The organism is Gemmiger sp. An194 (assembly GCF_002160145.1).
In the GTDB taxonomy this organism is placed as follows: domain Bacteria; phylum Bacillota; class Clostridia; order Oscillospirales; family Ruminococcaceae; genus Allofournierella.
Window position 1 is genome coordinate 48441 of sequence record NZ_NFKA01000020.1, and the last position, 14648, is coordinate 63088.

General features: G+C 56.8%; 3 protein-coding genes. 2 read left to right on the forward strand and 1 reads right to left on the reverse strand.

What is annotated here, in order from left to right:
• Positions 1-98: 98 nt before the first annotated feature.
• Positions 99-476: a PH domain-containing protein gene (locus tag B5F28_RS11845; RefSeq protein WP_087296091.1), complete on the reverse strand. Its 378-nt coding sequence runs from the start codon at positions 474-476 to the stop codon at positions 99-101.
• A 566-nt stretch (positions 477-1042) separates the two neighbouring features.
• Between B5F28_RS11845 and B5F28_RS11850 the strand changes: the two genes are divergently transcribed.
• The gene (locus tag B5F28_RS11850; protein ID WP_087296092.1) at positions 1043-10369 is read left to right on the forward strand and encodes a hypothetical protein; all 9327 of its coding nucleotides are present in this window, start codon (positions 1043-1045) and stop codon (positions 10367-10369) included.
• A gap of 470 nt (positions 10370-10839) precedes the next feature.
• Positions 10840-14648, forward strand: a 3809-nt coding sequence (locus B5F28_RS11855; RefSeq protein WP_158097596.1) for an immunoglobulin-like domain-containing protein, incomplete at its 3' end; no start/stop codon positions are given.

A 14648-nucleotide genomic window follows, 5' to 3' on the forward strand; every position in this document is an offset into this window, starting at 1 on the left:
CCTTTTGCGCAGCAAAACAAAAAGCAAGGGCGCTTCCCCAAGCGGGAAGCGCCCTTGCTTTTTGTCTGGTTATGGGACAGAAGAGACTGCAAAATGATTTATTTCAGGGTGTAGGTGCTGATGCAGCGGCACAGTGCGCCCACATCGGTTTTGGCGGCGAATTCAAACCGGATCTTACCCAGGCCGCTGAACCAGAGCTCCAGCTCACTGTCGATGTCCAGTACACCGGCAGTCTCCACCGAAAAGGCCTGGATCTTGCTGTAGGGCAGGGAAGAAATGTCCTTCTTTTTGCCGGTCAGCCCCTGAAGATTGATGGCAAAAATACGGCGGTTGGTGAATACAATGGCATCCCGCACCGTCTTGTAGGCCTGAATGATCTCTTCATCCGGGATCATCATGGGCTGCAGCATTGCCTGATAGGCGGAAGGATCGGCAGCGGTGAGCTTGTAAGCGGTAGGATTTTTAAAATCGATCATAAAAAGAACCTCCTGTTCCGGTGTTGATGAGAAAACGGGGAATCGTTGCTTTCTGTTTACCATATTTTTCCGTATCTGTCAAGAAGGGGAGCCTGGCGCAAAAGAGGAAATACAGAATTCGGTTGCGTTGTGCTCCATAACTAGTGCAATATTGCTGATTAAGGAAACGGAATAAAATGTTCTGACAGGGCAATGCAATTAAAAATTTATTCGATCATATAAATCCCGAGGACTTTTGTGCGAATTCAGCGTGTTGTCAAGTTGAACAAAAAAGAAAGATCACTTTTTACGAAAGGCTCATGAAAGATAAAAAACAAGGGGGAAAACATGCATTTTTTGAAGCGTTTTTTTAAAAGAGGATAGGAAAAATTACATGGACTTTGCATAAAAAAAAGATTTATAATGATTAACATCTGGAAATATTGCTGGTTTTGTAGAAAAATTGGTGATTTCCAGAGCAAAATGAATGTTGCTTGTATCGGGGGCGCTTTTCTGTTCCGTCAGTGTGGGGACAAAGGCGGCGGAAAAGGCAGGCAAGCAATGTGAAAGGAGTAAAAGGAGACGGAATGAAAGGAATCAAGGAACAAGGAAAACGGATTGTGGCTGCCGTTCTTTGTGCCGGTGTATTCGCAACGTCTATGCCCATGGGCGTATTTGCGGATGCAGCTCAGGAAGTAGCTTCTTCAGTGGCTTCCTCGGTGGTTCAGAACGAGCAAACCGGTTCCGAGCCGGCAGATGCTGCGGTAGCCGACAGCACTGCGGCGGCCGATGCTTCTGCAGGCAGCACCGCAGCTGACAGTACGGCTGTTGATGATACCGCGGCAGTCAATGCTGCCGACGGTACTGCAGCGGGCGATTCTTCTGCTGACAGTACTGCGGCAGGCGACACCGCTGCCAGCAGCGCTGCGACAAGCGATGCGGTTGGCAGCACAGAGCAGGCTGACGGTGAAGAGGAAGCTGAGCCTGTTCAGCCGACAACCAGTTACATCGCAACCTACCAGAACACCCTTCCGGAAGGTATCAGCTGGCCCGAAACCGTGACTGCTGAAACCTTCGGCACTCTCTACAGCACAGTGGAGGTGCAGGATGTGGACGGCAACACCTACTTTGTGGAGGTTGTGCCGGAAAATCTGGTGTACTTCATCGACTCGGCGGTTGCCAAACCCAGTGCGGACGGCGCGCTGGCCAGCACCGAGGCCTTCGACGCCGTGAAGACGCTGCTGGGCGACAAGCTGCTGAACGATCGCTATGACCAGCACACCAGCAAGGGAAGCTGGGGCCTGGTGAACAACTATGCTCAGGAAAAATCCTATGCGGATGTGGGCACAGCGGACAAGGATTATACCGGTATTTTGGGCCATGACAACGTGGAGGGTGCGTCCGTTTCCTACGATCTGACCCTGCCTGCCGGTACCTACACCCTGACCTCTCTGCATCAGGAGTGGTGGGGCAATGCCCGGCCCATGAAGATGACCGTGTACAACGGTACCTCTGCGGATGCCGCGGTGCTGGCCGAGACCACTGCCACCATCCAGACCAAGGGCCAGAAGGAACAGGTCAACCTGACCTTCACCCTGACCGAGGAGACCAAGGTCCGGTACACCGTTTCTCAGAACGGCACCACCCAGGCACCGGCCATCAGCTGGCTGGCAGTCCGCTGTGATCTGGGTCAGGTCACTCTGGATATGCCGGAAGCAGTTTATGCAGACGGCAGCAACCTGCCCACCACCGCCACCGCTGTTTACAACGGTGAAACGGTCAACAGTGCGGTGACCTGGTCCGGTCTGACGGGTGATTTCGGCAGTACTCCCCTGACTGCCACCCTGACCGAGTGCGGCAATGCACAGGTTACTGTTGATGCCATGGTCGTTCCCCAGGACCTGGTATACTTTGTGAATATGGCGCAGGCCGTGGATGACATGGCCGACTATCAGGCCATTGTGGCCGCCAATGCAGACACCCTGAAGAATACCGTGAACGACGGAGCTTACTCCGCCGAGACCGGCTTCGGTTATGTGGGTGCTGCCGGTACCATTCGCAATAATGTTGCGGATATCTACCAGAGCATGCGCTATGCGACGAATAAAACCGATAGCATCAGCTATCAGTTCGACAACCTCCAGCCCGGCACCTACGATGTATACATTGGTATGCACGAGCCCTCCGGCTGGACGGGCAGCAACCCCAAGCGTGCTGCGGATGTGATCATTAACGATGCCACCCTGACCACGGGGTATTCTTACGCTCAGAACTGTGTGGGCACGGCAGACACCCTGAGCTACACCGACATCACCGTGGATGCAAGCGGTGTGATGACCGTGGAGGTGGCTCCGAATGCCAACACTGACGGCGCGGTGCAGGTGAGCTTCATCATGATTGCTGCCAAGGAGACTGCACCTGTGGTTCCCGATGTGGAGCTGAGTGAGCCCCTGGAAGAGACCGACGGCCTGACCTATGCAGATGGTGCGGTGGTGTCGGAGATGGAGCCTTTCGGCACTGTGTTCCAGATGGACCAGACCTGGAACAACACCGCAAAGTACCATGCGACCATCAATGACACGAAGGCCAAGTTTGACACCACTGGTTTCACCATCCTGCTGGATGTGGAGACCGAACAGACTGCCACCGGTGATCTGCTGACACGTACCGCGGCACTGAATATCGGCAATGCGGACAATGCAGTGCGGATTTCCACCTATGCGGGCGAGTTGCGTTACGGTGCACTGCCTAGCGGCGTGAGTGCAAACAGTGTGCCTCTGACCGGTTTCAACCAGGGCGAGTGGAACGCCATTGCGCTGGTGTATGAGGAAAAAGATGGCGGCAATGGTTCCGTTGTCGTCTATGTGAACGGTGTGAAGGCTGCTGAAGTGGCCGACATCGGCTTCAAGCTGAGCGAAATGGGTGATGTGCAGGCAATGCTGGGCCGGTCCTTTAATACCAGCTACCTGCAGCAGGGCACCTACGACAACATTGTTTACTCCTCCGGGGTGATGGGTGCAAGTCAGGCCATGAAACTGACCGCCCAGCACAAGAAGGAGAAGAATCAGGCCTCCCTGGATGCGCTGAAAGAAGCTCTGGAACAGGCCAAAGACAAGGTTAACTCCGGCATGACCAGTGACCGACTGGAAGCCGCGATTGAAGCGGGTCAGGAGATTCTGGATAAGGCGCAGACCACTGTTCTGGCCCAGAAGGAAATCGACGCGGCCACCGATGAATTGATTGCGGCAATGGAGGAGGTAACTCCCACAACCATCACCCTGGACGGCGCCGATGTGGACGCCGCAGCGGAGAACGTAAACGGCCTGACCTGGAAGGGCTGGGGCATGCTGAACGGCAACAGCACTAGCAACCTGCTGCTGGACTACAAGGCCGAGCATCCCGACAAATACTGGGAGATGATGGAGTACCTGTTCGGCGGCAAGCATCCGCTGTTCACCCACATCAAGATGGAAATGGGTAACGACGGCAACAACTCCACCGGTGCGGAAGCCTGCACCATGCGTTGGGCGAATGACAAGGCGGATGCCTCCCGTTCTCCCGGTTTCGTAATGGCGGCGGACGCGAAGGCCGTGAACCCGGATGTGAAAATCAGCGTGCTGCGCTGGATGTACCCCGACTGGATCGCGGACACCGGCTTCACCGACTGGGATTCCAACAACAAGAGCGGCTGGGATGAGATGTACACCTGGTACCGCGAGACCATCTTCGATGCCTACGAGAAGTACGGCTATGTGGTGGACTTCGTGAACCCGGACCGGAACGAGACCTCCAACCCCAACGAGGGCCTGATCAAGTACTTCGCGGATCGGATCGAGAATGAGACCGAGTTCCCCAACTACTTTACCGAGGAAGCGAAGGAAGCTTACCGGAACATCCGCATCATCGCTTCCGACGAGAACAAGACTCTGAACATTGTGCCCAGCATGCTGGCAGATAAAGAGCTGTTCAATGATGTTGACATCATCGGCTTCCATTACCGCACCAGCGCCACCGAGGATTATGTGAAGATGGCTGAGGAGTGGGGCAAGGAAGTCTGGTACAGCGAAGGCTGCGCCACCTTCGGTTACACCGAACTGCAGGAGAACAAGAACAGCGAGTATGGCTACGAGAGCATTGGTGGCTACCAGAGCCCGCTGGCCCTGGTGGACAGCATGACCACCGCCTTCATGTCCTCCCGCCGGACTCACTACATGTTCCAGCCTGCGCTGGGCTCCTTCTACGAGGGCATCCAGTATGCTCATAAGGAGCTGGCCAGTGCCCGTGACCCCTGGAGCGGCTACATCCATTACGATCCCGCGCTCCAGATGATCGCGCACTTCTCCCGTTTTGCCGATACCGGCTGGGAGAATGAAGACAACACCAAGGGCATCTGGCGGCTGATCGTAAACGCCAGCCAGGAATCCTTTGCAGGCAGTGACAACGAGCATGCAACCGCCGGCATCAACGGCAATGCAAGCTACCTGACCATGGCAGATCCGGACAAGAAGAATTTCTCTACCGTATTTGTCAACAATACCCAGAACGCAAAGACCTTTGCCATCAGCACCGAGAACATGGAGCTGGCAGAAGATCAGAAGCTGTGCACCTGGGTAACCGAGACCGACAGCTACATGAAGCAGGGCGAGACCCTGGAAAAGAATGCTGACGGCAGCTGGATCATCACCATCCCCGCCTACAGCGTGGTGACCGCCACCACCCTGGACGAGTACAGCGAGGAAGCCCTGAAGATGCCTGCGGAAGGCATCAACACCGAGGACCGTCTGGTGCTGGACACCGACGCCACCGGTAAGACTCTGGATTCCTCCGACGAGTACCTGTACGCCGATAACTTTGAGTACGCCGAGGAAGCTGACATGGGCGTAAGCAAGGACGGCGTGAAGGATGCTTACACTGTGGACTACCTGACTGCACGCGGCAACGAGCCCCGCTACATGCTGGACTCCCACGGCGCGTGGGTCGTGGAGGACGGCAAGCTGGCTCAGGTCCTGGATCAGGAAGTGGGTCAGTGGAACGGCGGCGAACCCATGACCATCGTGGGCGACTTCCGCTGGATGAACTACTCCACCAGCATTGATGTGGAGATTCCCGGTGCAGATGCAAACGTATGGGCCGGCGTAGGCGTGCGCAGCCAGACCGGTATGAACTGGAACCAGGACGGCTACACCCTGCGGGTGTACGGCGACGGTGACTGGGAGTTCTACCGCGGCGGCACCAAGCTGTCCAACGGCAAGGTAGAGGCCGATGCCGAGGGCAAGTACGCTGTACAGATCCATGCCAACGGCAACATGATCGTTGCCTGCCTGGACGGCCAGGTGGTTTACAGCTACACCGACTCCAATCCCATGGATGCGGGCCGCATCAAGCTGAGCAGCCCCTGGAGCGTGGTCTACTTCGATAACCTGAAGGTGACCACCATCGAGGGCACCATCCCCTACGCCACCAGCATGGTGGACGGCCAGGATGACAGCGTGACCTACGCCGATAAGAGCGTGTGGGATATCACCAAGCCCGGCGGCGGCAGCGCCGACAACTGGTACCGCACCATGAGCGTGACCAGCACTGCGGGCGCTGAATTCACCTTCGACTTCCCTGTGGCCGGCACCGGCTTTGCCATTACCGGCGGCAACGACGGCAGCGCCGTTCTGGATGTCTATGTGGACGGCAACCTGGTTGCTGAAAACGCACAGACTTCCTCCAGCGGCACCCGTTTTGAGACCTACACTCTGACCGGCTTGACCAACGACAAGCACTCTGTGAAGGTTGTTGTGAAGTCCGGCACTCTGCAGATCGACGCGCTCTACACCCTGGGTGAGGAGCTGCCGATCACCACCGATTCGCTGGTCTCCATCGAGACCGAGCTGCCCGCCACCCTTGTGGCCGAAGCAGGCCAGCCTGTTTCCGAGGATGCTCTGCCCACCACCGTTTCCGTTCTCACCTCCAAGGGCGAGACCAAGGAGATGGAGATCCTGTGGGAAGGCAACACCGCAGAAAACCTGGCTGATCCCTTCACCAGCGCCACCATCACCGGCGTGGTACAGGGTGGTACCAATGTGCTGGGTCTGCCCCTGACCGCTACTGTAGTGGTGGAAGTGGTTCCCCAGAATCTGGTCTACTTCATCGACACCGTTTGCAACCTGAATGATGCAAACGCTCCCGAGACTACCGAGTATTTCACTCTGTTGAAAGACGCACTGGGCGATCAGCTGCTGAACGATAAGTTCGACCAGTTCAAGACCAGTGACAATACCTGGGGTCTGGTGGACACCGATGTTGGCACCAAGAGTTGGTCCAGCACCGAAAACAAGGAGGATACCGGTATCTACGGCCATAACAATACGGCCGGCGAGACCATCTCCTACGACTTCTATCTGAAAGCCGGTACGTATACCATCACCTCGGCACACCGCGAGTGGTGGGGCATGACCCGGCCCATGGATGCCACCGTATCCTATGGCGACACCGTTCTGGATGCGGGCAGCATCTCTCTGAGCAGCAGCAACTGGCTGGATTACAACGAATTCACCTTTACGCTGGAAGAAGCCCAGACGGTTCGATACACTCTGACCTGCACCGGCTCTCAGGCTCCTGTTATCAGCTGGCTGGCGGTGAACGGTGTTCCCGGTGAGGAGCTGAAAGCAGAGCTGCAGCAGACCATTGCAGACATCGAGGCCAAGCTGGCCGCCGATGAGGCCGCCGGCGTGAACTACGCCGAGGTTCCCCTGACCGCAAGTCAGGTAACCGGTTCCGGCTCCGTGATCCCCAAGGACAGCCTGCAGGATCTGAACGCAGCGCTGGATGCCGCTAAGGCTCTGCTGGAAAATGAGGCTGCAACCGACAAGCAGATTCAGGAAGCCGCCGCAGAAATCGAGACCATCTACGAGAATCTGCGCGTTCTGCCTGAGGAATACACCAGCATTCCCGGCACCGACGGCGATGTGATCTATGCCGATACCGGTCTGCCCATGCAGGCACACGGCGGCAGCGCCACCGTAATGGTGGAGGGCACCGGCGAGGGCTGCGTGAACGTGGACCTGGACGGCGACGGTGAAATCACCGAAGGCAAGACTGTATACCTGTGGTACGGCGAGGACAAGACTAACAGCACCCGCCCTGTGGACGGTGTCCGCTGCTATGTTTCCACCGACCTGTACAACTGGACCGACCGCGGCACTGTTCTGTATCTGCAGAACACCATCCTGCCCATTGAAGAGTCCGACGAAGCTGCCGTGACCTCCTCCGTTGGCGCGGATGGCGAGGGCACCACTCAGAGCTACAACGCCATGCAGCTGTCTCAGACCAATTACGAGACGCTGAAGGCCTGGGGCATGATGGAAACTGCTCCCGAAGGCGTTGCACAGGAGGACTTTGACGAAGTCAAGCGCTTCCTGCGCGCCTATGTGACCGAGTTCGACAAGGCGCCCACCAGCGCCGAGGACACCACCTGGACGGCCAAGAGCTATGATGAGACCCAGTTCGAGACCTCCAGCTTCCTGTACCCGGACAGCCAGACCGAAGGCACTCAGACCACCTCTGCACTGCAGCTGGCGTTTGAGGGTCTGTACGGTGATTACTGCATCACCGAGCGTCCGAAGATGATCTACAACGAGTCCACCGGCAAGTTCGTGATCGTCTTCCATGCGGATGGCCCCCTGTACAACAACGAGACCCTGAACCAGTGGGTCGCCAATGACTGCGAAGGCCAGATGAGCGCAAGCCGCTACAGCCGCGCCATGGTTGGCTTCGCGGAGAGCGAAACTCCCTTTGGTCCCTTCAAGCTGGTCAATATGACCCGCATGAACTACGACACCAGCCTGAACGCGGATCGTTTGGGCGAAGCCCGTGACATGACCGTGTTCGTGGACAAGGGCACCGACAGCAACGGCGACGGTGTGGATGATGCTTACGTCATCTACTCCAGCGAGATGAATGCACGCCTGTACATCTCTCTGCTGGATGAGAACTACACCGACACCATCACCGAGGGCGCCGAAGGTCAGAATGAGACCTGGGCCGCCCGCATCGTGACCGAGACCAATCGGGAAGCTCCGGCCATGTTCAAGTACGATGGCTGGTACTACCTGATCACCTCCGGCACCGACGGCTGGAACAGCACCGCCCATACCTACTACCGCAGTCAGAACCTGCTTTCCGGCTGGGAAGCCATGGGCAACCCCGCCCTGAATGATACCGGCAAGTGCTTCAATACTCAGGTAACCTATGTGCTGCCCATTGACGCAGAGGCCGGCAAGTTCATCTACATGGGCGACCGCTGGAACGGCAACAATCTGACCGACAGCCGCACCGTATGGCTGCCCCTGCAGGTCAACCCCGACACCGATACCATTGCGATCCTTGGCGAAAGCAACTGGACGCTGGATCGGCTGAATGAGCTGGCTCCCGTGACCGTTGTCACCGAGCTGCCCGAGACCGTTTACACCGACGGCAGCAACCTGCCCGACACCCTGGAAGTAATCTGGAACGGCGAGACCGTTGAGTCCGCTGTGGAATGGAGCTTCGACAATCTGGGCGATGCCACCGTCAAGGGAACACTGCTGGATTGCGATGACGCGGTGGTGACCGTTTCTGCTTTTGTTGTACCCACCAATGTGGTCTACTTTGCCAATATGGCCAATGAACCCATGAGCGAGGACTACAACAAAATCGTTGCAGAAAACGCCGACACCATTCTGAACACTGTGAATGATGGCGCTTACTCTGCTGAGACCGGTTTCGGTTACATCGGAGCGGCCGGCAGCATTCGAGCCAACACCACAGACATGTATCAGAGCCTGCGTTATGCCGCCAATAAGACCGACAGCATTGAGTATCAGTTTGATCTGGAGGCAGGCGAGTACGAAGTATACATCGGCATGTTTGATCCCTCCGGTTGGGCGACTTGGAGCCCCAAGCGTTCTGCAGATATTGTGCTGAACGGAACCACCGTGACCACTGGCTATTCCTATTACAGCAACGCCTTTGATGTGGCCGATACGCTGCATTACACCGGCGTGGAAGTGGGCGAGGATGGCGTGCTGACCGTTGAGGTTGCTCCCAATGCGTCCACTGACAGCGCTGTGCAGGTAAGCTTCATTGTGGTTAGCAAAGTGGAGAAGGCTGTGGAGCCCACTCCGACTCCCACAGCAACCCCCGAACCCACTGAGTCTCCCGAGCCCACTGCGACTCCTGAGCCCAGCGCGGAACCCACTGCAACCCCTGAACCGACTGCTGTACCCACCGCAACTCCTGCACCCACCGAGGCGCCGGAGGTAGGAGATATTGCACTGAATGTTCAGGAGAGCATCACCACTGTTCCGGAAGGCTTGAAGGATACCGCGTTCAACACGGTAAACAAGATCGTTGAGCAGCTGTACAAAGTGGCGGCTGAGGCTGTGCCCGGTCTGACCACCGAGAACAGCAAGGTTTACGATGTAACTCTGATGACCTTCAATGACAACGGCGAGTGGGTACCGGTGACTGCCGACAACTTCCCGAAGGATGGCATCGTTGTGGAATTGCCTTACCCTGAGGGAACCAGTGCATCGACTCATGACTTTGTGGTGACCCATATGTTTACCGTGGCTACGGGCGAACATATGCCCGGCGATGTGGAACTGCCTCAGGTTTATGAGGCAGAGACTGGCATCCGCTTTGTGGTTCACAGCTTGTCTCCCATTGGTCTGAGCTGGAAAACTACGGATACGGAGACTTCCACTCCGGAAACCACCCCGCAGCCCTCTGCACCGGCAGCAACTCCGGTACCGGTCATCACCACCAGCCCGCAGACCGGCGACTCCGGTATGCTGATGATTGCGGCTGTGGCTGTGATTGCTGCCGCGGCTCTGGCCGTGGTGGAGATCACCCGCCGTACACGGCGCGGAAAAGAAGAAAAATGATCGTTGATCATTGATCTTTCCGCAATACCTAAGCAATAAAACGAAACCCGCATGGGTCTCCGGCATTTTGCCGGAACCCATGCGGGTTTTTATTTAAAGAACATAGAGAGATGATTTTTGGAAATATATTCCTGCAAATATAGACAATCAAAAAACGGCAGCTTTGTACAAAATGTAGATTTAAAAGAAAACATGTAATATTTAATTGTATGTAGAAAAGTTGCAGGAAAAAGTACATGTACAATTTTTCGAAATAGCGTACAATTTTATTGCTTAGACCGTGAGAATTCTGTGTAAAACGTGTTTTGTCTGTGTTTACTTTGTGGAAGGCGGTAAATATAAAGGAAAAGTTGAACACAAAAAACTCTCGGTGTTGGCATAAAATGTGCAGGGAAAATGCGGTAATTCCCGGCACGGAAGAACAAAAGCCGGAAAAAACGGCGAAAAAGTATGGAAGATAAGGGGGAAAAATGATGCAGAAAATTCTGCGCAGAGCAGTGGCAGCTTTTCTGGCGGCCTGCATGATGATGAATATTGCAGTGCCGGCCTATGCCGCTTCTTCCACAGAATCGGCAAGCAGTCAGGCGGTCTCGCAGGAAACCGCAGATCTGCTGCTGGAGCAGGCTGCTGCCCAGGCGGAACCCACCGAGGCACCCGCGGAGGACGCAACAGGGGCTTCGCAGGCGGAGCCCACTGAGGCTCCCGAAGCGGAAGCAACTGAGGCCCCGCAGGCAGAGGCCACAGAGGTGCCGCAGGCGGAAGCAACCGAGGCTCCTCAGGTGGAATCCACCGAAACACCCGCTGCACCCGAAACAGCGGTGCAGCAGGAGCCCGTGGTGGAGGAGAAACTGGTGGCCAGCTATGACATGACCACCAACGGCACCGCACTGGTGGATGTCAGCGGCAATGGCAACGATGCCACCCTGAGCGGTACCACCGATGCCAGCTTTGCCGGCGGCAACTGGCACATGAACAAGGACAGCTTTGCTACCTTGCCCGCCGGACTGATCACCGGTGAGGAATTCACCGTGCAGTTCACTGCCACCACCACTGCCAAGGCGGCACACTGGATGTTCGCTCTGGGTGACGGCTTCGGCAACTGGAACGACAAAAATGTGGGCAACTATATCTTCGTGAACCCGGCTCCCACCGAACGGAATGGCAATATCCTTTCCGCCATCAAGGTAGGTACCGGCAGTGACTGGAAGGAAGTCCGTGTGCCGGACAGCGCTTCCGCGATCGGCCTGGCCAATCAGCAGGGTTATGCCACCATTACCATGGTGGGCGAGGGCAACGAACTGCGCCTTTACCTGAACGGCCAGCAGGTTTCCTCTGTGACCCATGAGTTCAAGATCCAGGATGTGATCCCTGAGGACAAGACCGGCTATATCGGTAAGTCCCTGTACACCTCTGATCCGCTGATGACCGCAAATCTGGCGGATTTCAAGATTTGGAACTATGCCCTCAGCACTGAGGAGCTGGCTGCCGAGCAGCCCTCCGCCGAGGTGCTGGCCGAGTATTTTGCCCGTGATATCAAGGCGGCAATGCTGGGCGGCAACTCCGGTCTGGAAGCAGTGACCGAAAATCTGAGCCTTCCTTCCACTGTAAACGGCGTTGCCGTGGCCTGGACCTCTGATAATACCGATGTTCTGGCCAACGACGGCACCATCCATCCCGTTGTGGGCAAGGATACCACCGTGAAGCTGACTGCTTCTTACAGCCTGAATGGCGAAGCCAAGACCCAGGAGTTCACCGTGGTTGTGAAGGGCCTGGATGTGGGCAAGACCCTTCAGGAGGCTGCCGACAGCCTGACCATCCCCAATGCGGACGATGTGCGCGGCAATTTCACCCTGCCCGAGAGCGTGGGTGAGGTTTCCGTAAAGTGGGCTACCGACCATGAGGAGATCGTGACCGTGGAAAGCCAGAAGGCTTCCGTGGATGGTTACGATGAGATTCCCGCCGGTGTGGTGACCCGTCCCGCAGAGGACACCAAGGTAACCATGACCGCCACTTTGTCTCTGGCTGACCAGCAGACTACCAAGCAGATCGAGCTGACCGTAAAGGCTGCTCCCGAGGAGCTGACCGATGCGGACTTCACCGACTACTTCTTCGCTTACTTTGCAGGTGAAGGCTATTCCGACGGCGAGCAAATCTACTTTGCTTCCAGCCAGGACGGCCTGAACTGGGAGGATCTGAACGACAACGAGCCTGTGCTGTACTCCACACTGGGCGAGCAGGGCGTTCGCGATCCCTTCATCATCCGCTCTGCGGAGGGCGACCGCTTCTATCTGATCGCCACCGACCTGAAGATCAACGGCAACAACGACTGGAGCGGTGCACAGAGCAACGGCAGCCAGTCCCTGATGATCTGGGAGTCCAACGATCTGGTGAACTGGTCCGAGCAGCGTATGGTGGATGTAAGCTCTGAATACGATGCCGGCTGCACCTGGGCCCCCGAGGCCACCTACGATCCGATCACCGGCGAATATCTGGTGTACTGGGCATCCCGCGCCGAGCGTACCACCGGCGACAAGATCCATCGGATCTATGTGGTAAAGACCCGTGACTTCTATACCTTCACTGAGCCTGAGGTGTGGATCGAGTATGACCAGTCCAGCATCGATACCACCGTCATTCAGGGTGAGGACGGCAAGTACTACCGCTTCACCAAGAACGAGGGCACTAGCACCAACGAGCTGGGCGCGCTGACCAAGACCGTATTCCTGGAGACCGCCGACACCCTGCTGGGTGAGTGGACTCAGATCAAATCGGATTCCCTGAACGGCGAGCAGTGGGTGGAAGGTCCCACCATCTTCCGTCTGAATGCGGATGACCGGGAAAACGGCCAATACTGCCTGCTGCTGGATGATTTCGGCGGCATCGGTTATTATCCTGTTGTGACCGACGATCTGGCCAGCGGTGTATTCACCGCCCCGGATACCGAATTCAAAATGCCCAGCCGCGCCCGTCATGGTACGCCGCTGCGCATCACCGCTGAGGAGTACGAGACAATCCAGGCAAAGTGGGGCGATGCTGTCATGCCGGACCCCGGCGTGGACCCCGATCCTGAGCTGGCCAAGCTGGCGCTGGAAGAGACCGGTGGTCTGACCTACGCCAACGGCGCCATCACCTATCTGCGCTCTGGCTGTGATACTCTGTTCCAGATCAATGTGGACTGGAACAATACCAACAGCTACCATGCCACCATCAATGACGCACAGGCCAAGTTCGGTACCACCGCGTTCACTGTTCTGATGGATGTGAAGACTGAAGACAGTGCCTCCGGCGATCTGCTGGCCCGTGGTGCCGCACTGAATATCGGCAACGATAAATACGCCCTGCGTATCGGTACTTACGAGAACGGCAATCTGCGCTTCGGCAGCTACAGCGGCGGTGTAAGCACCAGCAGCGCTGAGCTGAACGGCTTTGAAAAGGGCGAGTGGAACGCCATTGCTCTGACCTATGAAGAAAAGGCTGGCGGCAATGGTTCCGTCGTCGTCTATGTGAACGGTGTGAAGGCTGCTGAAGTGGCCGACATCGGCTTCAAGCTGAGCACCATGACCGACATTCAGGCTATGCTGGGCCGCATGGTGGGCACCAGCTACCTGCAGAAGGGCCTGTACGACAGCATTGTGGTCGTGGATGAGGTTCTGGATGCGGAGAAGCTCCAGACCGAGACCCTGGCCCGCAAGTATGCCAAGGAAACCCTGCCCATGATCAATACCGCCAATCTGGAAGCCAACCTGGAAAAGGCTGAGGCTCTGGTGGAGGCGGGTCTGACCAGCGATCGTCTGGAAGCCGCGATGACTGCTGCCAAGGACGTTCTGGCCAACGAAAACAAGACCCAGACCATGGTGGATGAGGCCGACAGCGAGCTGATTGCTGCCATCGGCGAAGTGCAGCCCACCGAGATCCTGCTGGACGGCGCCGATGTGGACGCCGCAGCGGAAAACGTGAACGGCCTGACCTGGAAGGGCTGGGGCATGCTGAACGGCAACAGCACCAGCAACCTGCTGCTGGACTACAAGGCCGAGCATCCCGACAAATACTGGGAGATGATGGAGTACCTGTTCGGCGGCGAACATCCGCTGTTCACCCACATCAAGATGGAAATGGGTAACGACGGTAACAACTCCACCGGCGCGGAAGCCTGCACCATGCGTTGGGCGAATGACAAGGCGGATGCCTCCCGTTCTCCCGGCTTCGTAATGGCGGCGGACGCGAAGGCCGTGAACCCGGATGTGAAAATCAGCGTGCTGCGCTGGATGTACCCCGACTG